Source organism: Lacinutrix sp. YIN62 (assembly GCF_057219185.1).
On record NZ_JBXVVH010000015.1, the window covers coordinates 44,242 to 69,036 of the forward strand.

General features: G+C 32.8%; 20 protein-coding genes. 11 read left to right on the forward strand and 9 right to left on the reverse strand.

The features are described from left to right. Position 1 precedes the first annotated feature (1 nt). The 3 genes from AC2D8I_RS11095 (at position 2) to AC2D8I_RS11105 (ending at position 3,881) form a co-directional block, all read left to right on the forward strand. Positions 2–577, forward strand: coding sequence for a GNAT family N-acetyltransferase (locus tag AC2D8I_RS11095; RefSeq protein ID WP_484706079.1), 576 nt, complete (start codon positions 2–4; stop codon positions 575–577). Between the two features lie 201 nt (positions 578–778). Continuing rightward, positions 779–2,599 carry an IucA/IucC family protein gene (locus AC2D8I_RS11100; protein WP_484706080.1) on the forward strand — a complete coding sequence of 607 codons (1,821 nt, stop codon included), beginning with the start codon at positions 779–781 and terminating at the stop codon, positions 2,597–2,599. Between the two features lie 187 nt (positions 2,600–2,786). Then, complete coding sequence (locus AC2D8I_RS11105) at positions 2,787–3,881, forward strand: heparan-alpha-glucosaminide N-acetyltransferase domain-containing protein (protein WP_484706081.1); 1,095 nt, start codon at positions 2,787–2,789, stop codon at positions 3,879–3,881. Between the two features lie 74 nt (positions 3,882–3,955). On the opposite strand, the gene AC2D8I_RS11110 is transcribed toward AC2D8I_RS11105, so the two are convergent. Next, positions 3,956–4,933 carry a helix-turn-helix domain-containing protein gene (locus AC2D8I_RS11110; RefSeq protein ID WP_484706082.1) on the reverse strand — a complete coding sequence of 326 codons (978 nt, stop codon included), beginning with the start codon at positions 4,931–4,933 and terminating at the stop codon, positions 3,956–3,958. A gap of 177 nt (positions 4,934–5,110) precedes the next feature. Here AC2D8I_RS11110 and AC2D8I_RS11115 point away from each other — a divergent pair, with 177 nt between their 5' ends. From AC2D8I_RS11115 to AC2D8I_RS11125, 3 genes are all read left to right on the forward strand, one after another. Further along, entirely contained in the window at positions 5,111–7,504 is a 2,394-nt protein-coding gene (locus tag AC2D8I_RS11115; RefSeq protein WP_484706083.1) for a TonB-dependent siderophore receptor, read from the forward strand. Between the two features lie 432 nt (positions 7,505–7,936). Next, positions 7,937–8,242, forward strand: coding sequence for a hypothetical protein (locus AC2D8I_RS11120; RefSeq protein WP_484706084.1), 306 nt, complete (start codon positions 7,937–7,939; stop codon positions 8,240–8,242). Next, on the forward strand, positions 8,239–10,305 hold the full coding sequence (locus AC2D8I_RS11125) for a PepSY-associated TM helix domain-containing protein (RefSeq protein ID WP_484706085.1): 2,067 nt from the start codon (positions 8,239–8,241) through the stop codon (positions 10,303–10,305). Before AC2D8I_RS11120 ends, AC2D8I_RS11125 begins: the two co-directional genes overlap by 4 nt. Before the next feature lie 279 nt (positions 10,306–10,584). On the opposite strand, the gene metK is transcribed toward AC2D8I_RS11125, so the two are convergent. The 3 genes from metK to AC2D8I_RS11140 form a co-directional block, all read right to left on the reverse strand. Further along, the gene (gene metK, locus AC2D8I_RS11130; protein WP_484706086.1) at positions 10,585–11,838 is read right to left on the reverse strand and encodes a methionine adenosyltransferase; all 1,254 of its coding nucleotides are present in this window, start codon (positions 11,836–11,838) and stop codon (positions 10,585–10,587) included. A gap of 309 nt (positions 11,839–12,147) precedes the next feature. Further along, positions 12,148–12,498 (reverse strand): hypothetical protein, encoded by a 351-nt coding sequence (locus AC2D8I_RS11135; RefSeq protein ID WP_484706087.1) that lies wholly within the window; start codon positions 12,496–12,498, stop codon positions 12,148–12,150. A gap of 107 nt (positions 12,499–12,605) precedes the next feature. Next, on the reverse strand, positions 12,606–13,886 hold the full coding sequence (locus AC2D8I_RS11140) for a 3-deoxy-D-manno-octulosonic acid transferase (RefSeq protein WP_484706088.1): 1,281 nt from the start codon (positions 13,884–13,886) through the stop codon (positions 12,606–12,608). A 26-nt stretch (positions 13,887–13,912) separates the two neighbouring features. On the opposite strand from AC2D8I_RS11140, the gene AC2D8I_RS11145 reads away from it, so the two are divergent. Both AC2D8I_RS11145 and galE read left to right on the forward strand, forming a co-directional pair. Then, positions 13,913–15,064: a DegT/DnrJ/EryC1/StrS family aminotransferase gene (locus tag AC2D8I_RS11145; RefSeq protein ID WP_484706089.1), complete on the forward strand. Its 1,152-nt coding sequence runs from the start codon at positions 13,913–13,915 to the stop codon at positions 15,062–15,064. Between the two features lie 148 nt (positions 15,065–15,212). Then, positions 15,213–16,223: a UDP-glucose 4-epimerase GalE gene (gene galE, locus AC2D8I_RS11150; protein WP_484706090.1), complete on the forward strand. Its 1,011-nt coding sequence runs from the start codon at positions 15,213–15,215 to the stop codon at positions 16,221–16,223. Between the two features lie 222 nt (positions 16,224–16,445). On the opposite strand, the gene lspA is transcribed toward galE, so the two are convergent. The 3 genes from lspA to AC2D8I_RS11165 all read right to left on the reverse strand — a co-directional run bounded on the left by lspA (position 16,446) and on the right by AC2D8I_RS11165 (position 19,545). Beyond that, positions 16,446–16,949: a signal peptidase II gene (gene lspA, locus AC2D8I_RS11155; RefSeq protein WP_484706091.1), complete on the reverse strand. Its 504-nt coding sequence runs from the start codon at positions 16,947–16,949 to the stop codon at positions 16,446–16,448. 6 nt (positions 16,950–16,955) lie between these two features. Further along, positions 16,956–17,840: an ACP S-malonyltransferase gene (gene fabD, locus AC2D8I_RS11160; RefSeq protein WP_484706092.1), complete on the reverse strand. Its 885-nt coding sequence runs from the start codon at positions 17,838–17,840 to the stop codon at positions 16,956–16,958. Positions 17,841–17,988: 148 nt separating this feature from the next. Continuing rightward, entirely contained in the window at positions 17,989–19,545 is a 1,557-nt protein-coding gene (locus AC2D8I_RS11165) for an NAD(P)/FAD-dependent oxidoreductase (RefSeq protein ID WP_484706093.1), read from the reverse strand. Between the two features lie 291 nt (positions 19,546–19,836). Here AC2D8I_RS11165 and dnaG point away from each other — a divergent pair, with 291 nt between their 5' ends. Then, positions 19,837–21,801 carry a DNA primase gene (gene dnaG / locus AC2D8I_RS11170; protein WP_484706094.1) on the forward strand — a complete coding sequence of 655 codons (1,965 nt, stop codon included), beginning with the start codon at positions 19,837–19,839 and terminating at the stop codon, positions 21,799–21,801. Here the strand turns inward: dnaG and AC2D8I_RS11175 are convergent. Both AC2D8I_RS11175 and nadE read right to left on the reverse strand, forming a co-directional pair. After that, positions 21,778–22,407 carry a response regulator gene (locus AC2D8I_RS11175; RefSeq protein ID WP_484706095.1) on the reverse strand — a complete coding sequence of 210 codons (630 nt, stop codon included), beginning with the start codon at positions 22,405–22,407 and terminating at the stop codon, positions 21,778–21,780. The genes dnaG and AC2D8I_RS11175 overlap by 24 nt on opposite strands. Positions 22,408–22,501: 94 nt before the next feature. Next, positions 22,502–23,293: an NAD(+) synthase gene (nadE, locus tag AC2D8I_RS11180; RefSeq protein ID WP_484706096.1), complete on the reverse strand. Its 792-nt coding sequence runs from the start codon at positions 23,291–23,293 to the stop codon at positions 22,502–22,504. A gap of 178 nt (positions 23,294–23,471) precedes the next feature. On the opposite strand from nadE, the gene gldB reads away from it, so the two are divergent. Both gldB and gldC read left to right on the forward strand, forming a co-directional pair. Beyond that, positions 23,472–24,434 carry a gliding motility lipoprotein GldB gene (gene gldB, locus AC2D8I_RS11185; RefSeq protein WP_484706097.1) on the forward strand — a complete coding sequence of 321 codons (963 nt, stop codon included), beginning with the start codon at positions 23,472–23,474 and terminating at the stop codon, positions 24,432–24,434. Beyond that, complete coding sequence (gene gldC, locus AC2D8I_RS11190; RefSeq protein WP_484706098.1) at positions 24,434–24,766, forward strand: gliding motility protein GldC; 333 nt, start codon at positions 24,434–24,436, stop codon at positions 24,764–24,766. Before gldB ends, gldC begins: the two co-directional genes overlap by 1 nt. Positions 24,767–24,795: the final 29 nt, after the last annotated feature.

Here is a 24,795-nt window from a genome sequence, read left to right on the forward strand (position 1 = left end):
CATGATTTCATCAAACGAAGTAGTTTTTACTAAAAAATGCGAAGGCCTAGGTGAGATAAGTCTTCACTCTTTAAATCTAGAATTAGATACACCGATATTATATGAATGGGTAACAAAACCATATGCTCAATATTGGGGAATGTTAGAACAGACACTAGAGGAGGTTGAAAAAGCCTATCAAGACATTGAGGACAATCCGAATCATCAAGCGTATATAGGTCTTTTAAATGGGAAGCCCATTTTTTTAATGGAACGCTATAAAGCTTCAGAAGATATGATTTCGGACTATTATGAAGTGTTAAATGGCGATTATGGAATGCATATTTTGGTCGCTCCTGTAGAAAAAAGAATCCCTCAATTAACATCGCATATATTTACTGCGGTTATGGATTATTTTTTTAGTCTAGATATTGTGAAACGAGTAGTTGTGGAGCCAGATGCAAATAATGAAAAAATTCATGTCTTAAATAAAAAAGCAGGATTTATTTATGAAAAAGAAATAGAATTGCCTCATAAAAGAGCTTCATTGGCTTTTTGTACAAGAGAATCATACCAAAAAATAGTATTAACGAGGTGATCTTATAAATAAGTGTTAACACTCTAAAAAAGAATAAAGCAGATAGTAATTCTAAATAACTTCTTTTTACGTCACTGTATTCATAATCCTAATTAAAGATTCCAACTTAATTACGATCACCAAGTATACATATAGTATTGCAATGTGAATGGTGTTTCTATTCGTTAATTAAAGATGCTTGGAATAACAAATAAATTAAAAATGACCAATAAAAATATAGCCCACTTACAACCGCATATATGGGATGTTGTAAATAGAAATTTAATAAAAAAAGCGATCAGTGAATTTTCTCATGAGCTTATTTTAATGCCTGACTTTTTAACGCAAGAAAACGATTGGAGGCGTTATATGATAACGGCCGATAATAAAAATGTTATATATGAATTTAGGGCAAAAAAATTTGCACTAGATCATTGGCATATTGATACAAAGAGTATTACTAAAATGGATAGCGAAAACAATATCGTTAAATTAGATGCAATTCATTTTATTACAGAGTTTAAAGACGTTTTAGGGATACAGGATGAGTTTTTAGCAACTTATTTAGAGGAAATTACAAGTACATTATCTGGAGCCGCCTATAAATTATGGGGTGAAAAGGCTTTGGCTGATACTTTAAGCCTACAAAGTTTCCAAGAAATTGAAGGCGGTATGACCGAAGGACATCCTTGTTTTGTTGCCAATAACGGAAGAATAGGTTTTAATTTAGAAGATTATCATTTATATACTCCAGAAGCAAAACAGCCATTTAAAATCGTGTGGATTGCAGTGCATAAAAAGCATGCAACCTATACCAGTATTAAAACCTACGATTATAAAAACCTGCTTAAGGCTGAACTAGGGGAAGCGAAGGTAAATGCATTTTACAAAAAGCTTAAAGAGGCTAATTCTAATGCTGAAGATTATCTTTTTATGCCCGTGCATCCATGGCAATGGAAAAATAAAATCAGTCATGTTTTTGCAGCAGATATCGCACAAAAAAATATTATTTTAATGGGAGAAAGTGATGATCGATATTCAGCACAACAATCTATAAGAACATTATTTAATGTTACGAACTCTGAAAAATTATATACAAAAACAGCGTTGTCTATTTTGAATATGGGGTTTATGAGAGGGCTTTCTCCTTATTATATGCAAAGTACACCTCCCATAACAACTTGGATTACAAAATTATTATCTAAAGATGAATATCTAAAAGCTAACGGATTTACTATGCTAGCCGAGGTGGCCACAATAGGATACCAAAATCATTACTACGATGTGCTTGGAAAAACAAATCCACATAATAAAATGCTTTCGGCATTGTGGAGAGAAAGTCCATTTACAAAAATTACAAACGATCAGCGCGTATTAACTATGGCTGCGTTATTACATGTAGATTCTCAGGGAAATTCCTTACTCGCCTCTTTAATAACAAAATCGCCTTATAGTACAACGCCTTGGATACAGCGGTATTTAAAAGCATATTTAGCTCCTCTGTTACATTGTTTTTACAAATATGAATTGGTGTTTATGCCACATGGTGAAAATTTAATCGTAGTTCTTGAAGCGGATACGCCAGTATCTGTTTTAATGAAAGATATAACAGAAGAAGTTATTGTTTTTAACGATGCAATGAATTTGCCAGAACCTATAGATAGGTTGTTTGTAGCGACTTCTGACAAGATGAAAGTGTTATCAATTTTCACAGATGTTTTCGATTGCTTTTTCAGGTTTATGTCACAACAATTAGCGATACATATGAATTTTGAAGAAGATAATTTCTGGCAATTAGTAGCCAATTGTATTTATGAATACCAAGAAGAATATCCAGAGTTTTCAGATAAATATAAACGTTACGATTTATTTGTAACCGAGTTTGATCGTTGTTGTTTAAACCGGTTACAATTGAGTAATACTAAGCAAATGTTGGATCTATCAAACCTCATTGAAAGTTTAAAACTAGTAGGGACTTTAGAGAATCCGCTGGCGAAATTTAAGAAAGATAAAGTACCTAAATTAGCTGTAGAAGTAGTTTAAAGCTTAAAAAATAACGTCAATAAAGATTATAAAAGAAGATTACTAATTGTGGTGTTGATTAGCTTTTTAAAAAAATGTTAATACAGTTGTTGTAAAGACCATTTGTTAAGCTATATATCTTAAAATAACCAAAAGAAAATAATAACGGAGAACGCGACTCGGAAACGCTGTCTTTAAAAATGAAATAATGAATCAAACAACGAAAAAACGAATATTAGAATTAGATTTAACAAAGGGAATAGGCGTATTCCTTATACCAATGGCACATACCTTATTAATTTATGGTACGACGCATACCCAAGAAGCGAATTGGTTAGGAAGCATTGTTCATTTTTTTGGAAAGTGGGCAGGCATTTTTATTCTTGCCATGGGTTTTTCGTACGTGCTTTCTAAAAACAACACAATTATAAGTTCTATAAAACGAGGTTTTTTATTGCTGGCAGCGGGTTATTTTATGAATTTTTTAAAGTTTATCGTTCCGTTATTTTTGGGACTCTTACCCGAAAGTTTTATACACGCCTATGGGTGGACAGGAACACCAAGTTTTGATAATATGGTGTATATGGTCCTTACAGGAGATATTCTTCAATTTGCAGGTGTTTGTCTCTTATTTATGGGGTTTATACACAAACTCGTTTTGTTGTTTAATAAATGGCTTCTTATCGGTATTATGGCTATAATCCTGGTGTTAGTGGAATTCGTTAGGGGATACCGTATAGGAATGCCTGGTGTAGATTATGTCTTCGATTTACTTTTAGGAGATCAGTGGAATGTATATTTCCCCGTTTTTCCTTGGTTTGGCTTTATATTGGTAGGCATGTTTTTTGGATATTGGTTTAAAGAAGCAAACGTAAGTAGTGCTTTTATATTTAAAAAAATGTTATCTGTAGGTTTTGTTGCGACCCTCATTGGTGGTGCTTTGTGTTACTATGATTACAACTTTCATATGCGCGACTATTTTCATTTAGGTATTGGGGGGTTTATCTATTTATTGGGTTTTAACTTGATGGCTTTTTGGTTGGCTTACTTTTTAGTGCAACAATTTAAAGGGAGTAAGGCTTTAGATTTTTTCTATTATTGTAGTCAAAAAATCACATCAATATATATTATTCAATGGATTGTTATTTGTTGGGGTATGGGAGTCTTTGGTTATCATAATCAAACAGTAAGTGGAGTTATTCCTTTAATGTTTTTGTATACATTATTAACGTTTGGAGTGCAAAAAATACTAGACCTTATTATTTTGCGTATAAAAAGAAAAAAGGTCATTGTAGCACCTTAATTATGTAAATGCTAAATTAAATACTAGGGATTTTATTATTTGAGCTAGTATGCTTTTATTGTGTTTACTTTATATCAGTTCGTTTTATTCGTATATTTATTTCGAAATGTTTTTGGGCTTGTTTTTTCAATTTTTTTAAATGCAGCAGAAAAATGAGTAGGATTTTTATAGCCAACAAGCTCTGCTATTTCGTAAATTGGCTTAGAGGTACTAGACAATAATCTTTTTGATTCGTTCATTCTTTCTTGAAGCGAAAACTCAAAAATAGTCATAGCAAAAGTGTTTTTGAATTCTTTTTTTAATAAAAATTCGTTCAAATATACTTTTTTTGATAGTTCATTAATAGAAAATTGAATATTTAAATTGTTTACAATTAGGTCTTTAGCTAAATAAACTTTTTTTAATTTTGTAGAATTATTACTCCCTTTTTTTCCATTTGTAAACTGAAGCATTAAGAGCTCTAGAACTTTAGATTCTAGAAATAATCGTTTAAAAAAACCGGTTTGATTATCTTTTATGATTTCCTCAACGATATTTTGTGTTTTATAATTTAAATGATTTATAAAGTTGTTTTGCAAATGATTAATAGAATAATGTTCGTGTAAAGAAAAAGGTAATTCCAGTTGATGTTTTTTAATAAAGGCATTAGACATTTTGATAATAATTTCTTTAACTAATTTGTTTTTTGAGTATAGTATGCTACCATTAGCAATATTTATATATGAGATGTAACTTTCCATGTTTTCCTGAATAATTTCCATTGGAGGATCTGGCATCGATATTTTTTTTTCTCCATTTAACATTATAGAGCATACTAAAGCTTCCATTTTATAACGCCCTTTAAAGAGTATATCTTTATTAAAACGTAATTCTCGCTTCCTTACCATTAGGCCATTAAAGTCCCAACTGGTTACTTTTCCAGAACCAAATTCTGGCTTTAGGATATAGTCTTTAGTGACTAATGCACACTGTTCATTACTTCTTTTAAGAAGCAAAACATCATCTAAAATATAGTCATTAAGCATACTAACGCTTATCTCGATAGTGTTCATATCTCGTTGTTTTTTATCCCAAATACGTCATTAAAACATTGCTTTTTGTCAATAGTTTTACCACCGATAAAACGTTGTAATTTATTATTTAAAATTATTCTAAATAATTTTGTGTTATATGGGAAACATTATACATTTGCCGCGAAAATAATATTTAATAAGTCTAAATAAAAATAAATGAAACGCTTTATATTTTTCTATTTACTATGTCTATCTAGTGTATTGAGTTATGCTCAGGTTAGTGGTAAAGTTGTTGATAATAACAATGCGCCAATACCAGGAGTCGCTGTATCTGTTAAAAATTCTGAGATTGGTGTAATAACAGATATGGATGGGAAGTTTACAATAGATGCTTTTAAAGAGGCACAAGAATTAATTATAAGTTCATTAGGTTACAAAACACGTATTGTTGCAGTGCATGGATCACAAAATGACATACTTATTGTTTTATATGAAGGGAATGAACTTCTAGAAGAAATTACAATTACAAGTGAAAAAAATAAATTTTCTAGAAAGAAAACAGCTTATGTTTCCAAATTACCTTTAAAAAACATAGAGAACTCTCAAGTGTATGCTACTTTAACCAATGCGCTATTAATATCTCAAAATGTGAATAATTTTGAAGATGCTTTAAAAAATGCTGCAGGAGTAGATAAACTTTGGCAATCTACAGGAAGAGCTGGAGATGGTGCAGGGTATTATTCTATTAGAGGATTTGCTACACAACCACAGCTAGTCAATGGGATGCCTGGAATAACGAATGGGTTTATTAACCCGTTTAATGTTGAAAGAATAGAGGTTATTAAAGGACCATCTGCAACTTTGTTTGGAAGCACGGTAACCTCCTATGGGGGTTTAATAAATGTTGTTACCAAAAAACCTTATAAAGGAACAGGTGGAACTATTTCAGCTGGAGGTGGATCATATGGATTTAAAAAAATAGCAGCAGATGTTAACACGACAGGGATAAATGAAAAACTTTCATTACGATTAAATGCAGGATACCAGTCTGAAGATAGTTTTCAAGATGCTGGCTTTAGGGAATCTATATTTATTGCGCCTGCTATGTCTTACCAAGTTAATGATAAATTAACATTAAACTTTAATTATGAGTTTTCTGCGAATGAACAGACAAATCCAGTGTTTTTGTTTTTAAATAGGTTAGAACCCTTAGCTTTTAATAACTTAGAGGAGTTAAATTATAATCCTAACCACTCCTTTACAGAGGATGGGATTTCTATAAAGAATCCAACACAAAACTATAGAGGAGAAATTGCTTATAAAATCACAGATAATTGGTCTTCACAATCGATTATTTCAGGGGGAATAGCTGAGTCTAAAGGACTTTATACGTTTTTGAATAATATTTTTGCTAACCCTATAGATGCAGCAGAACCCAATCCTTTCTTTGCTTTAGTTGGACAAAAAAGTGATGCAAAAACAAATTCTTTAGATATTCAACAAAATTTTGTAGGCGATTTTAAAACAGGAAACATTCGTAACCGGTTATTAGTTGGGGTAGATTATTTAAAAACACAAATGATTGATAAGAGTTCCGAATTTAGATCCCTAAACTTAATGACCGCACAAGGAGAATTATTACAAGGATTGCCTACAAATAGCACAAATTTAGAGTTGGCTTTAACGGATGCAGGTTATGCTAATGTAAATGTTAATCAAAATATATTAAGTGTATATGCCTCAGATGTTATAAATATTTCACCAAAGTTATCTGTTATGGCCGGATTACGTTATGATCGCTTTGATTACCAGGGTGATAAAAATACAGATTTAGATGATTTAACAGAATATACAGAGTCTGCTTTTTCTCCTAAATTAGGTGTCGTTTATCAGCCTGTTTTAAATAAAGTCTCTGTATTTGCAAACTATCAAAATGGATTTAATTACGTAAACCCAGAACTTACTTCGGTAGATCCATCAAACCCAGCATTGGGATTACAATTATTATCGTTTGATTTAGAAAATGCAGATCAACTTGAAGGGGGCGTGAAAACAAATATGCTTAACAATAAATTGGAGCTTACATTAAGTTACTATAACATCACAGTTGATAATAAAGTTATAGGCTTCGGGCCTGCAAAACAGCAGGATGGAAAAGTAAAGAGTCAAGGGGTCGAACTTGATTTTAATGCCTACCCGATTAACGGATTAAACCTTCGTGGGGGAGTTGCTTATAACGATTCAGAAATTTTAGAAGCCCCTTCAAACCCTCTGTTGGTTGGAGAACGATTTGGTGAGGCTGGATCTGAATTTACGTATAATTTTTGGGTAGATTATAGATTTCAAGAAGGAGCGATTAAAAATCTAGGAATCACCGCAGGATTTAATGGCGCTAGTGAATATAATACAATGGAAGGATATCCAAATGTAGGTGAGTTTCTTTTACCAGGATACACGCTAATTAATACAGGTGTTTATTATGACCATTCAAAATTTAGAGTAAGTTTTAATATTAATAACTTAACCGATAAGGAATATTATAAAGGATGGAGTACTATAACGCCTCAACAACCTAGGGCTTATTATGGTTCAGTGGTATATAAATTCTAACAGCGATATATGCGTTAATTTATTATTTAAATTAATGTGTTATATCAAGGAAACCCTAAGTTGATATGATTTAGGGTTTTACTACTATAAAAAAATAAAGTATGATAAGTATGTTAATAGGAATTGTGTTATTAGGCCTTTTTTTCTTGTATAGCACTTCTAAAAAAGTAATTCTATCTCAGGAATCAGCTCTAGATCAATTTATTAATAAACCCCATAAATACAAGGGCTTCGTAGGAAGTATAATGTTACTAAGTAGCCTGTTTTTTCTCGTTTACTTTTATAATATTACATCTGGTGTTTTATTTTGGATAGTATTGCTTATGACTTCCTTGAGTCTGTTAATTTGTATATATCCATTAAAAGTGATAAAAACGAGGCTCTTATTCTTAATATTTGTCGTCTTAATTTTAATGGAATCATTTTTGTAGCATGCCAGCAAATAAAAAGTATTTAACAGTATCTCCTTGGCATAAAGCAGCCAAAATAGTATCAGGAATTATTGGAGGTTATTTTATAGCTTCTTTACTTCATGTTATTATAGCTCATCTCGCTTCAAACTCTACAGGGGTTTTAATCACAGCTATTTTTAGTTTATTTATTGTTTGGGGAGCCTTATTAATTGTTCCTTTCTTATTTAAGAATGGGTTTAGAGTTTTAACCATTTATATGTTAGTAATACTCTGCTTAATTTTTATCTATGTATTTGTGAATAAACAATACCCTTTTATAGTATGAGTAAGAGAAATTATAATGTTTTTTTTAATGCACATACTGTTAGTGGTATTGTTATTAGTGTTGCGTTATATATCATTTTTTTTGCAGGAGCTTTCGCTTTATTTAAGCAAGAGATAGGCATTTGGGAGAAAGGCGAAGATATTGGATATGTTAATCGCAAGGATGTCGATTATGATAAGATTTTTAGCGATTTAGATAAAGATTATGATTTAACGGGACGAGATGTTAGACTTAATTTAAGTGAGAGAGAAGATGAGGTTTATGTGTATTTATTGCCTAGTAAGGATTCTACAGCTTTAGAGAAGAGTAAAATTGCTCAATATTTCTCAGTTAATATTCATACAGGAGAACGAAAGCAATATAATGAATACTATGGTATAGGAGAGTTTTTATACAGGCTTCATTTTTTTCATCAAATACCAATTGTAGGAATATATCTAGCTGGTTTTGTAGGGGTGTTTTTGTTATTTGCAATAGTAACAGGAGTAATAGTGCATTGGAAAAAAATAATACCTAACTTCTATGCTTTTAATCCTAGGAAAACTTTAAAACGAGTCTGGGCTGATGCGCATACAGCATTAGGGATAATAGGCTTGCCTTTTCAATTTATTTTCGCAATAACGGGAGCTTATTTTTGTTTAACAATAATGGTTTTATTGCCCGCAAACCTTTTATATAATAACGATCAGACAAAATTAATTGAGGATATTCGTCCTGAAAGAAAAACTTACCAATGGATCGAAAGAACGACTGATGTGTTACCAGGTTTTAATGATTTTATTAAGACGTCTAATGCTAATTGGAAGGAGTTTCATTATACTACAGCTTTTATAAGGAATTATAAGGGAGTTAATATGAAATATGTGCTTCAAGGCGAGTTTGAAGATCATAAGCGGTTTGTAGGAATTGCTAGAGTTATATTTGATTTTCAAAGCGGAAAAGTTAATGTTGTAAAGCACCCTGATAAATTAAACTACATAGAGGATGTTCAAGGAGTTTTAACACGATTGCATTTTGGGGATTTTGGAGGGCTATTAGTTAAGTTAGCATACTTCATTTTAGCATTAATAACATGTTTTGTGATACTTTCAGGAGTTTTAATATGGGTAGAATCCAGAAACAAAAAAAGTATGACTATCCAACAACGATTATATACTGCTAAGGTTGGTCATATTTACATGGCCATTTGTTTATCAATGTTACCAGTAACAGCAATCGCTTTTCTTTTTGTGAAAATCTTTGGAGATTATTTTTTGAATAAACAATCTGCGATCTATTATTTTTATTTTACACTTTGGCTTGTTGCAATACTATACATGCGATTTAAAAGGGATAATTATAAGATGAATAAAATTAGCTTGTTAATAGGGGGGATCACAGGCTTTTTTATTCCTATAGCAAATGGAATTATTTCAAACCAATGGATGTGGAATGCGTTTATAAATAAGCAATATGATATTTTATTGGTAGATGCACTTTGGTTATGCATTTCAATCACAAGCCTGTTTGTGTATTCGAAAATTTCAATTAAAGTGAAAGAACAAAGTACTTTTAAAAAAAATCCGATTGACTACAATAATTTAGAACACAGCATAACAGAAAGGATAAATTCAGAAACACATTTAAACATAATAAAAGATAAAAATTACATACCTATGAGAACAAAAATAACAATGCTATGGATGACCTTAGTTGTTGGATATATTATTCACCATTTATATGGGATTGCAAATATCTATTTTAATGAAACCTTAATTATTGATGGGGCTAACGGAGAAATTCCTGGTTGGGCACATCAATGGCGAATATTATTGGAAGGGATGGCCTTTTTATTTGCTATTTTAACTATTCAACTCTCTCAAAAATGGTTTAGATTAGTCTCTCTTATTTGGGCTATTTTATTAGGTTTATTCAATGTATATCACCTAATAACTGCGATAATTTACGAGATAACAAATGTTTCAGAAATATTAATTTTGTTATTAATGGTTGTCTCTAATGTGTTTTTAGTTCGAGTGTTATTAGATTGGAGGTCTAATAAGGAGCTACCGAAAATAGACTAAGAATAAATGATGTTAGACATTACTCTGTAATATTAATATAAGAAGGGTATTTAAGAGCAAATGAATAGAGTAGTCAGAAATGACTACTTTTTTTATATATCAAAAGGAAACCATAATACCTATTAACGTATTCGTATTATAACTTGATATCTTTTGTTTAAGTTGACGAGAAAGGAAAAGACGCTACTCTTCACCATTTATAATAAAAAACCAGCGCAAGAAACTGCGCTGGTTTAATATAAAATGTATTAAAATAATTGTTTTATTCTAAAAGATAGGTTATAAACCAAAAGCTTCTTTTACTTTATCTACATAATCTAATTTTTCCCAAGTAAAAAGCTCTACATCCATTGTTTTAGGAGCTCCGTTGGGTTGAGTAAAGGTTTTAGTTACTGTTTCTGTTTGTCTGCCCATATGGCCGTAAGCAGCCGTTTCACTATACATTGGATTGCGTAATTTTAAACGAGACTCAATAGCAGCTGGACGCATATCAAATAGTTTGGAAACTTTTTCTGCAATCTCTCCATCTGTCATATTAAACGGACAAGTACCATAGGTTTCTACAAAAATCCCCATAGGCTCTACAACGCCAATAGCGTAGGATACTTGTACTAGAATTTCATTACAAACGCCAGCGGCAACGAGGTTTTTAGCAATATGACGGGTTGCGTAAGCAGCACTTCGATCTACTTTACTAGGGTCTTTTCCTGAGAATGCACCACCACCATGTGCTCCTTTTCCGCCATAGGTATCTACAATAATTTTACGGCCAGTTAAACCCGTATCTCCATGAGGACCGCCTATAACAAATTTACCTGTAGGATTTATGTGGTATTTAATATCACTATTGAACAAGAGTTTTAGGTGTTCTGGCAATTTAGCAATTACTCGTGGAATTAAAATATCAACAATATCCGTTCTTATTTTAGCAAGCATAATATCATCCGTGTCGAAATCATCATGTTGGGTCGAGACAACAATAGCATCAATACGTTGCGGAATATTATCATCGCTATACTCAATCGTTACTTGGCTTTTCGAGTCTGGTCTTAAATAAGTAATGTCCTTATTCTCTTTACGTAGTTCTGCAAGTTCAATTAAGATTTTATGAGATAAATCTAAGGCCAAAGGCATATAGTTTTCGGTCTCTTTTGTTGCGTATCCAAACATCATTCCTTGATCTCCAGCACCCTGCTCTTCCTTGTTATCCCTGTCTACACCACGGTTAATGTCATCGGACTGTTCATGAATGGCGCTAAATACGCCACAAGAATTCCCGTCAAACATATATTCGCTTTTTGTGTAACCAATCTTGTTTATAGTGTCTCTAGCGATTTTTTGAACATCTAAATAAGTTTTGGATTTCACTTCTCCTGCCAATACAACTTGTCCTGTAGTTACTAAGGTTTCACATGCGACTTTAGAGTTCTCATCAAAAGCCAAAAAATTATCTATTAAAGCATCACTAATTTGATCTGCTACTTTATCTGGGTGTCCTTCAGAAACACTTTCTGAGGTAAATAAATATGCCATTCTATAAAATTATTTAGTCAGAGGATTTGACGGAAACGTCGAAGGAAGTTTACACTGCCTTTAGCATTTATTTTCAAACTCTTAATTTAAATTTGTTTATGATAAAATTAAATTGGTTTGAAGAGGTTGCAATCAGTCAAATCCTTCCTCTTTTTTTATTCGAGGACAAAAATACATATAAAATTAAAATTATAGAATAGAGATTATGCTAAATTTTATTTAAGATTTCTAATATAGGTCAATGCGTTTTAAAAACAAAAAAGCCAATGCTAGAGCAATGGCTTTTGTAATAATATTAAGAAGTAGAGATTAGCTTTTCTTCAAATCCTCTACTTTCGCTTTTGTAGCATCTACAGCTTCTTCAGTTGCTGCTTTCGCTTCAGTCGCTGTTTCTTCTACTGCTTTCTCAGTAGCTTCTACCGCTTCTTCTATAGCTTCTTCACCACCTTCTATAGCTTCGTTTGCTTCTTCTGCAGCTTCTTCAGCAGTATCGTGTGCTGCGTGTTCTGTAGTGTTAGCAGCTTCTTCGATAGCTTCTTTAGCAGTAGTCTCTTCAGTTTCTACAGCGTCTTTTGGAGTGTTTTCTTTAGTATCTCTACAAGAAGTAAGGGATACACTTAATGCCAATAATAAGGCAGTGCTTACAAATAATTTTTTCATTGGTTTGATTTTTAAATACGGCGTGAAATTAATATTTTGAAAATTAAAATCCGCGTTTTTTTTTAACGAATTTTAACATTTCATCGATAATATACCGATATTATAGTCTAAATACGCAAATAATCAAGTACTTGGATGACGGCGCCCTCATTTTCTTTTATGTAATTTCTGTTTTGCAGGCCGTAAGAAAGACGCTTGTTTGTGTCTGTAGTGAAGTCATTAAGAATCTCATTTAATTGTTTTTGATTTGATATGGAAACCAGTCCTTTACGATCAATCATAGCTTGTGCTTCAGGGAATTTTTTATGATTAGCTCCTATTATAATAGGGATTCCAAAGATGGCTGCTTCTAATGTGTTATGTAGCCCTGTTTTTCCCATAGCTCCTCCAATATATGCGATATCGGCATAATTATATACTTTGCTAAGTAAACCGATGGTGTCTAATATGAGTACTTGATAAAGGCTTAAATCAATGTTTTTCTTTTCGGAAAATAAAATGCATTGTTTAGAAATACTCGTTTTTAAATCTTGAATTTGATTCGGCTTTATGTTATGAGGTGCAATAATGAATTTAGTATTGTTTTTGGCTTTATCATTAATGTATTTGACAATGAGTTTTTCGTCTTCTGGCCAAGAGCTACCTATAACAATGCATAGGGCATCCTGTTTAAAGGCCGCTATAAAGTCTAACGTGTTATTTTGCTGTAGTTGTTGGGTTACTCTATCAAAACGTGTGTCTCCAGAAACACTTACAGTATTATAGCCAATATTTTCTAATAATTTTTTTGAACTATTATTTTGTGTGAAAATATGTTGAAATGCAAATAAGGCATTCTTAGAATTTTTTCCATACCATTTAAAAAAGGGTTGACTATTTCTAAAGTTTGCAGAAATTAAGATCGCTTTTAAAGCTCTATTTTTTAATTCATTTAAAATATTAGGCCAAATATCATACTTTACAAAAACAGTGAGTTCTGGATTCACAAGATCTAAAAAACGTTTAGCATTTTTTACGGTGTCTAGCGGTAAATAGGTAACGATATTTGCAATGGGGGTGTTTTTTCTTATTTCATAACCAGAAGGCGAAAAAAAAGTAAGCACGATTTTATGGTTTGGGTAACGCTGTCGTATTTCAGAAAAAACAGGAAGCCCTTGTTCATATTCTCCTAGCGATGCGCAATGAAACCATAATGTTTTGTCTGTTTTGCAAAGCTTGTTTTCTAGAACTTTAAAGGTATTGTTACGACCTTCTACGCCAAGTTTTATCTTGTGGTTAAAAGGTGAAATAAATTTTAGACCCAAATTAGCAAGGTGTATTCCTAAAGAGTAAAGCATATTTAATTTAAAAAACGTTTGTGCTAAAATACATAATTCATTGTTTAACATTTATGAATTTTGTAATTTCGTTGGGTATGAAAAAAATTCAAATGGTAGACCTTAAAGGTCAATACGCAAACATAAAAGATGTTGTAAACGATTCTATACAGGAGGTTATAGAAAACACTGCATTTATAAATGGACCAAAGGTTCATCAATTTCAAAAAAATCTTGAAGATTATTTAGACGTAAAGCATGTTATTCCATGTGCTAATGGTACAGATGCGCTACAAATAGCGATGATGGGACTTGGCTTAAAGCCAGGAGATGAGGTAATAACAGCCGATTTTACTTTTGCTGCAACAGTAGAGGTTATTGCACTGTTAAATTTAACACCAGTTCTTGTAGATGTAGATCCAGAAACCTTTAATATAGATATAGAGGCGGTAAAAAATGCGATTACACCTAAAACGAAAGCAATAGTACCTGTACATTTATTTGGACAATGTGCTAATATGGAAGCTTTAATGGAGATTGCTAAAACGCATAACTTATTTGTTATAGAAGACAATGCACAAGGGATTGGTGCAAAATATAAGTATAGCAATGGTAAAGACGTTATGTCTGGAACTATGGGTCATGTAGCTTCTACATCCTTTTTTCCATCAAAGAACTTAGGATGTTATGGCGATGGAGGTGCTATTTTTACTAATGATGATGATCTAGCTCATGTCATTAGAGGTATTGTTAATCATGGGATGTACGAGCGTTATCACCATGATGTTGTAGGAGTGAATTCGCGATTAGATTCTATTCAAGCAGCAGTTTTAGATGCAAAATTACCGCATTTAGATGCATATAACAGTGCAAGACGAAATGCAGCAATAAAGTATAATAAAGCGTTCGAGAATCATCCTAATATTATAACACCTAAAACAATAAATGGAGAGCTAAGTGAAACTTACACATACCATGTATTTCACCAATATACATTAAAAATAAAAGGAGGACATCGCGATGCTTTGGTAAAACATTTAAATGATAAAGGGATTCCTTGTGGGGTGTATTATCCAATTCCATTGCATAAACAAAAAGCATATTTAGACTCTCGCTATAAGGAAGAAGACTTTACGGTAACGAATCAATTGGTGAAAGAGGTTCTTTCTTTACCCATGCATACAGAGCTAGACGATGAGCAAATTAATTTTATAGCGCAAACAGTGATTGATTTTGTGAGTAATAATTAGTGTTTCTTAAAGCTGTTGTAAAATAGACTCTTAAAAGAAACTAGTAAATACAAATTTAATAAGCACTCTCTGTCAGAGTGCTTTATTTGTTGTGTTGCACAAATTTATACTGTGTTTTCCTTTTTTAATTAGAAAAATATTTGAGAATATGAAAATATTAGTAACAGGAGGGCTGGGGTTTATAGGTTCTCATACTGTTGTAGAGTTGCAGAATTCGGGATATGATGTTGTTATAATCGATGATTTGTCTAATGCATCAACAGACGTTTTGGATGGCATTACTACAATTACAGGAAAGCAACCTACTTTTGTGTCATTAGATTTAAAGGTAAAAGAAAAGGTGCAAGCCTTTTTTAACGAGCATAAAGATATAGAAGGTGTTATTCATTTTGCAGCAAGTAAAGCTGTAGGAGAGAGTGTAGAAAAGCCTTTGATGTATTATGAGAATAATATTAATACTTTGATTTATGTTTTACAAGCACTTACAAACTTGAAGCATGCTCATTTTATTTTTAGTTCCTCATGTACGGTTTATGGACAAGCTAGTATTATGCCTATAACAGAAGAAGCGCCAACTAAATCTGCGGAATCCCCTTATGGTAATACAAAAAAGATAGGCGAGGATATTATTAGAGACAGTTGTAAGGCCATTCCTAATTTTAAAGCTATAGCTTTACGGTATTTTAATCCTATAGGAGCTCACCAATCTGCAATGATAGGAGAATTGCCCATAGGTGTACCGCAAAATTTAGTGCCATATATAACACAAACGGGTATTGGTATACGATCGGAATTATCGGTATTTGGAAATGATTATCCAACGGTAGACGGCACTTGTATTAGAGATTATATTCATGTTGTGGATTTGGCAAAAGCACACGTTATTGCATTACAACGGTTATTGAAGGATAACAATGAATCTAATTATGAGGTTTTTAATTTAGGGACAGGAACAGGGAGTTCTGTTTTAGAGGTTATCCAATCTTTTGAACGTGTTGCAAATAAAAAGCTAAACTATAAAGTTGTAAATCGCCGAAAAGGGGATGTGGTCTCTGCTTATGCCGATACTACAAAAGCTAATACTGTTCTAGGATGGCGTGCTGAATTATCATTGGATGATGCGATGCTTTCAGCTTGGCAATGGCAGCAAAAGTTATAATGTTATTAATGAGTTTTTTGTATTCTTATGGTATTTAGTTATTTAAGAGATGGTAGTTAGCGGAATACGCATATAGTAAATTAAAGATTGTTCTTTAGATAAAAGATATTGTAATTAAAAGAGGGCGTGTTATAAATAATAAGAGCTCGATGGTTTATCGAACTCTTAATTATAATTTTAATTGGGAATTTAACTTTAAAAAGCCAATGCAATGATAGCGTTTTATAGCGTAACTTTTTCCGTTTTATTTTTTTTGTTTCTAAAATTAGATAGTAATAAGCATCCCATCCCAACCATTACGGAAACATCTGCAAGGTTAAAAATACCTGTTCTAAAAACACCACCTAAATCTATGTGTAGAAAATCGGTTACAGATCCGTAAAGTATTCTGTCGTATATATTCGCAATACCTCCTCCTACAATAGATGAAAAACCAATAATAGATAAACGGTCTAAGGTTTTGTCTCTAAAAAGGTGAATAAGTACAAATGCTAAAACAATTATGGGTAATACATTAAGTAATACTATTTTGAGTATAGGGTTAAAATCGCCTCCTAATCCTAAAAAAGCACCGTCATTTTCTACATTGTGCAATGAAAGGTATTGCCCTAAGAGCTCTTTTCTACTTCCAAAAACAACCTCGGCTCTAACCCAAAGTTTCGATAATTGATCTAATACGATATTAAAAACGATTAGGGAACTTATAAAAAGAATTCTAGAATTCATTAAGATTTATTTTGAAGTTGCAGAAGTTGTTTGTACTTCTCTGTTTATTTTTCTAACCAATCCTTGCAGTACTTTTCCAGGGCCTACTTCGGTAAATGAAGTTGCACCATCGGTAATCATTTGCTGTATGGATTGTGTCCAGCGTACAGGTGCTGTAAGCTGAGAGATTAAGTTCGCTTTAATATTAGTTTCGTCTATTATTGCGCTAGCTGTTACATTTTGGTATATAGGACAGTTAGGCTTATTGAAATGTGTATTTTCTATAGCTGTAGCCAATTCTTCACGTGCGGGTTCCATTAATGGAGAATGAAATGCTCCTCCAACGGGTAATACTAATGCACGACGCGCGCCTTTTTCCTTTAGGCTATCGCAAGCAATATTTATAGCTTCTATTTCTCCTGAAATAACCAATTGCCCTGGGCAGTTGTAGTTTGCAGGAACAACAATGCCTGCTGTGTCAGCGCATACTTTTTCAACAATAGCATCTTCTAATCCTAAAACGGCAGCCATTGTGCCAGGTTTTTTTTCACAAGCCTTTTGCATCGCAAGCGCACGTTGCGCGACTAACTTTAAACCGTCTTCAAAGGTCAATACGCCGTTAGCAACTAAGGCAGAAAGTTCTCCAAGAGAATGACCTGCAACCATATCAGGTTTAAAGGAGTCTCCTAATGTTTTGGCTAGTATTACAGAATGTAAAAAAATGGCTGGCTGTGTTACTTTAGTTTCTTTTAAGGCTTCAGGAGTACCTTCAAACATGATGTCTGTAATGTTAAATCCTAAAATTTCATTAGCACTTTCGAATAAATGTTGTGCTTCAGGTGAGTTTTCGTATAAGTCTAAGCCCATTCCTGAAAATTGAGCTCCTTGACCAGGGAATATATATGCGTTCATTAATTTGTTTTTTTATTTAATGCTGCAAAAATAGGAATAATATCTTTAAAAAAAATCGAAGATTATTTTATTGAAAAGGGTAATGTTCATGGGTTTTGTGTGAATTAAAGCCTGACTTAAATTCATATTGATTTTTATAGAGGCGTTTTTAGAGGTTAACTACTGCTGCTTCAGCACAACGTTCACCATCCATTGCTGCCGATATAATACCTCCTGCATACCCACCACCTTCACCGCAAGGGAAAAGATTTGAGATTTGTGGGTGTTTTAATGTTTCGTTTCTTGGAATACTTACTGGTGATGAAGTTCTAGATTCTACGCCCACAATATTTGCTTCTTCTGTATAATAGCCTTTCATTTTTTTACCAAAGGCATTAAATCCTTTTCGTAAACGGCTACCAATCAATTTAGGAAGTAATGAGTGTAATGGCGCCGATTTTAATCCTGGTTGATATGAGGTTTCATTTAGGGTATTAGATAAACGGCCCTCCACAAAATCGGTTAACCTTTGTGCGGGAGCAACCTGACTTCTTCCGCCAGCAGTAAAGGCTAAACGTTCTAAGTCTTTTTGAAATTCAAGCCCCTTTAATTCGCCATAGTGCTCGTATTTTTTTAAATCTTTTTCAGCATTTATCTCAACCACAATACCCGAATTTGCAAATTTGTTATTCCTGCGAGAGGGAGACATACCATTAACTACAACCTCTCCATTTGCTGTTGCAGCAGGTACAATGAAGCCGCCAGGACACATACAGAAAGAATAGACGCCGCGTTCATTGACTTGTTGTACCAAACTGTAAGCTGCTGCTGGTAATAATTCATGACGATTCTCTGTACAATGGTATTGTATTGAATCTATAATATGCTGCGGATGTTCCACACGAACACCCATAGCAAAGGATTTAGATTTTATAGTTATATTTTTACGGTTTAGTAAATGGAAAATATCTCTTGCAGAATGCCCTGTTGCTAATATAACACGCTCTGTATCTAATGTATTCCCGTTTTGTAAGATCAAGGATTTAATGCTAGCATTTTTAATATCGAAATCGACAACCCGTGTTTCAAAATGTACTTCTCCACCATATTTTAGAATATTCTCACGAATATTTTGAATGATTTTGGGTAATTTGTTGGTGCCTATATGTGGGTGGGCATCTATTAGAATTTGTTCTGTGGCACCATGATATACGAGGTTTTCAAAAATCCTGCGAACATCTCCTCGTTTTAAACTTCGGGTATATAATTTTCCATCGCTATAAGTACCTGCTCCACCTTCACCAAAACAATAATTAGAATCTTCATTTACAAAGTGGTCTTGGTTTATGGCCTTTAAATCACGGCGTCTGTCTTGTACATTTTTACCGCGTTCTAAAACAATAGGTTTATAGCCTAACTCTATACAGCGTAAAGCAGCATACATTCCAGCTGGGCCAAAGCCAATAATGTGTACTGGTTTTGCTTTAGATACATCGTTATAGTTAAATTGATATTCAGATTGTTTAGGTAAAGCTTCCTTTATGTAAACTGCTATTTTATAATTGAAAATAATTTTAGGCTTTCGTGCATCAATAGATTTTCGAAGTATTTTTATTCCAGTAATATCTTCTTTAGCAATATCTAAATAATGCGCTGCTTTTATTATTAATATATCGTTACGTTCTTCATCTTTTAATGCAATACGAAGTTGAATTTCTTTTACCATTCTGCGAAATTAAGTAAAATTGAGCGGTTTTTGGTTAAGGTGTCGTTTTTCAAGTGCTAAACATTCAAATAATGAATCCTAAAAATGGGTTTAATTATATTGATGTTACTTGAAGAGGATTTATTTTAAATGGATAATTACTAATACTATATATAGGAAAAGGAATTGTTGTAAAATATAGAAAGGCATAGAATTTTCAAGAGAATTTGAATTATAGTACATTTACAAAGTGAAAAGAAACGTAAAGGAAGCGTTTTTTAAGTGCTATTTTAATTATAAATATTTTTTAAATTGATATCTAAGTCTACGATAGATCAAGTATTTGAAACGGCTCGTTTGGAGGAGGTTATAGGTGATTTTGTCCAACTAAAGAAGTCTGGAAGTAGTTTTAAAGGCTTAAGTCCTTTTAGTGATGAACGCTCTCCCAGCTTTATGGTCTCTCCTGTAAAGCAAATATGGAAGGACTTTTCTAGTGGAAAAGGAGGGAATGTGGTTGCCTTTTTAATGGAGCACGAACATTTTACCTATCCAGAAGCTATAAAATATTTAGCAAAGAAATATAATATAGAAATTGAAGAAACAGAGCAATCCAATGCACAAAAGGTAGCTGCCGATAAAAGAGAAAGTTTGTATTTAGTTAGCGAATATGCTAATACGTATTTTCAAAATATAATGCATAAAACCGATCAAGGAAAAGCGATAGGTTTGAGTTACTTTAAAGAGCGTGGGTTTACTTTAGAAACGATAAAGAAATTTGATTTAGGATACGCTCTCGATGAATGGAGTGCCTTTACAGATGAGGCTTTAAAAAAGAATTATAACTTAACGTTTTTAGAAGGTACAGGGTTAACTATAGTTAAAGGAGAAAGGCATTTCGATCGTTTTAAAGGGCGTGTTTTGTTTCCTATAAAAAGTATGAGTGGCCGTGTATTAGGATTTGGAGGTCGTATCTTAATTAATGATAAAAAAGCGGCAAAGTACTTAAACTCTCCTGAGAGTGAGATTTACTATAAAAGCAAGGTGTTATATGGAATATATCACGCTAAGCAAAGTATTGCTAAAGAAGATAATTGTTATTTAGTAGAAGGTTACACCGACGTTATTCAGTTTCATCAAAGGGGGGTTCATAATGTAGTGTCTTCGTCTGGAACAGCGCTAACAAGCGATCAAATACGATTAATAAATCGTTTAACTAAGAATATTACGGTGCTTTTTGACGGTGATGCTGCAGGAATGAGAGCTTCACTTCGAGGGATCGATTTAATCCTGGAACAAGGGATGAATGTTAAGGTTTGTACTTTCCCAGAAGGCGAAGATCCAGATAGTTTTGCTAAGCAGAATACTTTAGACGAATTAAATTTGTACCTTGAACAAAACACAAAAGACTTTATACAATTTAAAGCTTCAGTTCTCTATGAAGATTCAAAAAATGATCCTATAAAAAAGGCCGATACAATTAGAGATATTATTAATAGTATTTCTAAGATTCCAGACCGTATTAAAAAAGAAATTTATATTCAAGAATGTGCAAGAATAATGGACATTAGTGAAGATGTCTTGTTTTCTACTTTAGCTCAAATAAATAAAAAAGAGACTGAGGACCATGCTAAAACGGCACAAAAAGAACAAAAAACATTTGAAGTAATAAAAAATCAAGAGCCCGTAAAAAGAGTAAATGTACAATATGTTTTAGAACGAAAAATTATAGAAGTATTGTTGCTTTATGGAAATACCGCACAAGATTTTGAGGATTTGGTTTTGAAAGAAAATGAAAAAGGGGAATTAGTCTTAGAACCTGTAATACATCAAGCAAAAGTGTTTGAAAAAGTATTCTTGGACCTTCAAGATGATGAAATGGAATTTTCTAACACACAATTTAAAAGTATTTATTATAAAATAATAGAGACACTTAATCAGAATCCTGATTTTGAGTTAGATAATTTTATAAATATTGTAGACCAAGACATTGCTTTAGAAGTGACCTCTATTTTAATGGATGATGAACGTTACGCTTTATCTGATTGGGAACGGAAAAATATTTTTCCGAAGGCCAAAAAAGAGACGATAGCACAATTAACAAGCGAAACTATTTTAAGTTTAAGATGCCATCTTATAGATCAAAAAGTCGTTGGTTTTAAGGATAAGACGCTAGGCCAAAAAAATATGGTTAACAGAGAGGTGCTAGAAGAAGTTATGGATTATAATAAGCTTAAAAACTTGCTTTCTAGGAAATTAAAACGCGTTTTGCAATTTTAATTGATTTGCTTGACTCACTAAATCTACCAAATTTGTCACATTTAATTTTGTCATTAAACGCGCTCTGTATGTGCTTACTGTTTTTTCGTTAATACTTAACTCTTCTGCAATTTCCTTATTTCGTTTACCAGATGATAATAGTTTTAAAACTTCAACCTCTCTGGTAGATAGTTTTTTGTAAAACGGATTAGCTTTTGTTCCCATAGCCATGCGCTTTGTGAGTTCTTGACTTAAATACACATCGCCGTTATTTACTTTAACAATTGCATTTTCAAGGGTTGTAACCTCTGCTGTTTTGGAGACATACCCAAGAGCACCAGCTTTCAAGGCACTAACTGCATAAATAGATTCGGGTTGGGCACTGTATATAATAACCTTTGTTTTTGAAAAATCTTTCTTTAAGCGCCTTAAAGCTGTAATGCCATTTAATTTGGGAAGGTCAATCTCAGTGACTATAACATCTACCGGGGTCTTTTTGATAAAATCGAAAATAGCTTCGCCATCTTCTACGCTTCCTTTAAAGTTAATTTTTTGAGAAACGCCAAATATCAACTCTAGCCCTTTTCTTACAATAGGATGTTTATCCACGACTAATAGTTTGATCATAATTTATAAGTTTAAAGATATGGTTCTTTAAATATAACCATAAATAGATAAATAAAAAGCCTTGTAAAGGTAGTGATTTTAGAGATATGTTTAATTATTCCTTGAAATCTTTAGGAATTTCGCAAATAGGAATGGGGTTCATCTTATGCTTATTGGAGTTATTATAGCGTTTGTATATTTTAAATACTTCTTTTTTTCTTCCTGTAAAATCCGTTTCGGTATGCTTTGTTTCGTCCATTTTCATAGCCCATTCTAATTCTGGATAGGAAGCTCCTAATTGGTCTTCATCACTTCTAGTGTCACCAAACAACCCATCGCTAGGAACAGCGTTCATTATGGTATCTGGGACTTTTAAAATGTTACCCAGCGCATAAACTTCAGATTTAAACAAGTCTGCGATAGGACTTAAATCTACACCACCATCGCCGTATTTAGTATAAAAGCCTACACCAAAATCTTCAACTTTATTACCTGTGCCAGCAACAAGCAGTCCTTTTAGGCCAGCATAGTAATATAAGGTAGTCATTCTCAAGCGAGCCCTTGTATTTGCTAGAGCCATAGCTAGAACTTCTGGATTGCCATCTGTAGAAACTTTTGTTTTAAACGTTTCAAAAACAGGAGTTAGATCAGCGCTAACCGCAGTAACATTATTAAAACGTGCTTTTAATTGTTTAATGTGTTCGTGAGCACGGGAGACATGACTCTCGGCTTGATGAATGGGCATCTCAACGCATAGTACATCTAAACCTGTTTTTGCGCAAAGTGTAGAGGTTACTGCAGAATCTATACCGCCAGAAATACCAATAACAAAACCATTAACTTTAGCCTTAATCGCATAATTTTTCAACCAATCTACAATATAATCAACAATTTTTTCTGTTTGCATTTTTTAAGAATTTAGCACAAAGAATAGTACCTTTGCTTAACAAAAATAAAGGAAACACTTTAAGTATGAAAATTAAGAGACGCCAAGTTTATGTGCTAAAAGTAGTCCAGGATTTGTCTCTAAAAAGCGGTGAACAGATATAGTGTTACAAATAATCTTAAATAATAATTTATAATTGATGAAAACGTATATTCTTTACTTTTTAATTGTTTCTACCCTTGCATCTTGTGGTAAAGAGAATAAGAAAGAAGCTGAAATCGCAAAAGTTGAAGCAAATGTTGTACTAGATCGTTTTGATTTGGCCTTTGCAGATGCCTCGGTAACTGAGTTGCCAAAGTTGAAAGCACGTTTTCCTTTTATGTTTCCCAAAAAATATAAAGACTCTTTTTGGATAGCACAAAAACAAGATACTTTACAGATACAACTGTATAATGAAACACAGAAAACGTTTAAAGATTTTACGGAAGAAACACAAGAGATAGAAAAACTATTCAAGCACTTGAAGTATTATTTTAAAACGTTTCATTTGCCTCGTGTAATTACCACAACTTCATATGTCGATTATAGAAATAAAGTGATTGTAACCGATACTATAGCGCTAATTTCTTTAGATACCTACTTAGGTGATAATCATTACTTTTATGAAGGAATACAAAATTATATTAGAAGTGGTATGAGGCGAGATCAAATTGTGGTAGATTTAGCCACTAAGTATGCCGAAAAGTATATCTATCAGCCTAAGCGTAGAACTCTGCTTGATGAGTTTATCTATGCTGGTAAGGTTTTGTATTTTAAAGATCAAGTGATCCCATTTAAAACCGATGCTGAAAAAATAGGGTATACAAAAGCTCAGTTAGATTGGTCACGTGTAAATGAAGAATATATATGGCGTTATTTTGTAGACAAAGAACTGCTATATAGTACGGATTCTAATTTACCCAATCGTTTTATTAATCCAGCACCTTTTTCCAAATTTTATTTGGAAGAAATAGATAAAGAATCTCCAGGGAGAATAGGAGCGTATATAGGTTGGCAAATCGTTAAAGCATATATGGAGAACAATGATGTTAGTTTGCAAGATATGCTAAACGAAACACCAGAAAATATTTTTAATAAAGCAAAATTTAAACCGCGTAGATAATGGCAAATATAAAATCTGAAATAAAATTGAATGTAGAATTGGATGAGAATCGTATTCCTGAGCATTTAAGTTGGACCGCACAAGATGGTGGGATTGATAATGAAGAAGCTAAAGCGATGATGCTTTCGGTTTGGGATTCTAAAAAGCAAGAATCCTTGCGGATAGACCTTTGGACAAAAGATATGCCAGTAGATGAAATGAAAGTGTTTTTTCATCAAACATTAGTTGCGATGAGTGATACTTTTAATAAGGCCACGCAAGACGAGCGAATGACAGCTACAATGAAAGATTTTTGTGATTATTTTGCTGAAAAACTTGAGTTGAAAAAATAAAAGAGCTTCTTTGGCGTAACAGGAGGTCT

Excerpts from the sequence above, each read along its gene's own strand:
- AC2D8I_RS11095 (WP_484706079.1), top strand. The coding sequence starts at position 2 with ATGATTTCATCAAACGAAGTAGTTTTTACTAAAAAATGCGAAGGCCTA.
- AC2D8I_RS11100 (WP_484706080.1), top strand. The coding sequence starts at position 779 with ATGACCAATAAAAATATAGCCCACTTACAACCGCATATATGGGATGTT.
- AC2D8I_RS11105 (WP_484706081.1), top strand. The coding sequence starts at position 2,787 with ATGAATCAAACAACGAAAAAACGAATATTAGAATTAGATTTAACAAAG.
- AC2D8I_RS11110 (WP_484706082.1), bottom strand. The coding sequence starts at position 4,933 with ATGAACACTATCGAGATAAGCGTTAGTATGCTTAATGACTATATTTTA.
- AC2D8I_RS11115 (WP_484706083.1), top strand. The coding sequence starts at position 5,111 with ATGAAACGCTTTATATTTTTCTATTTACTATGTCTATCTAGTGTATTG.
- AC2D8I_RS11120 (WP_484706084.1), top strand. The coding sequence starts at position 7,937 with ATGCCAGCAAATAAAAAGTATTTAACAGTATCTCCTTGGCATAAAGCA.
- AC2D8I_RS11125 (WP_484706085.1), top strand. The coding sequence starts at position 8,239 with ATGAGTAAGAGAAATTATAATGTTTTTTTTAATGCACATACTGTTAGT.
- metK (WP_484706086.1), bottom strand. The coding sequence starts at position 11,838 with ATGGCATATTTATTTACCTCAGAAAGTGTTTCTGAAGGACACCCAGAT.
- AC2D8I_RS11135 (WP_484706087.1), bottom strand. The coding sequence starts at position 12,498 with ATGAAAAAATTATTTGTAAGCACTGCCTTATTATTGGCATTAAGTGTA.
- AC2D8I_RS11140 (WP_484706088.1), bottom strand. The coding sequence starts at position 13,886 with ATGTTAAACAATGAATTATGTATTTTAGCACAAACGTTTTTTAAATTA.
- AC2D8I_RS11145 (WP_484706089.1), top strand. The coding sequence starts at position 13,913 with ATGAAAAAAATTCAAATGGTAGACCTTAAAGGTCAATACGCAAACATA.
- galE (WP_484706090.1), top strand. The coding sequence starts at position 15,213 with ATGAAAATATTAGTAACAGGAGGGCTGGGGTTTATAGGTTCTCATACT.
- lspA (WP_484706091.1), bottom strand. The coding sequence starts at position 16,949 with ATGAATTCTAGAATTCTTTTTATAAGTTCCCTAATCGTTTTTAATATC.
- fabD (WP_484706092.1), bottom strand. The coding sequence starts at position 17,840 with ATGAACGCATATATATTCCCTGGTCAAGGAGCTCAATTTTCAGGAATG.
- AC2D8I_RS11165 (WP_484706093.1), bottom strand. The coding sequence starts at position 19,545 with ATGGTAAAAGAAATTCAACTTCGTATTGCATTAAAAGATGAAGAACGT.
- AC2D8I_RS11175 (WP_484706095.1), bottom strand. The coding sequence starts at position 22,407 with ATGATCAAACTATTAGTCGTGGATAAACATCCTATTGTAAGAAAAGGG.
- nadE (WP_484706096.1), bottom strand. The coding sequence starts at position 23,293 with ATGCAAACAGAAAAAATTGTTGATTATATTGTAGATTGGTTGAAAAAT.
- gldB (WP_484706097.1), top strand. The coding sequence starts at position 23,472 with ATGAAAACGTATATTCTTTACTTTTTAATTGTTTCTACCCTTGCATCT.
- gldC (WP_484706098.1), top strand. The coding sequence starts at position 24,434 with ATGGCAAATATAAAATCTGAAATAAAATTGAATGTAGAATTGGATGAG.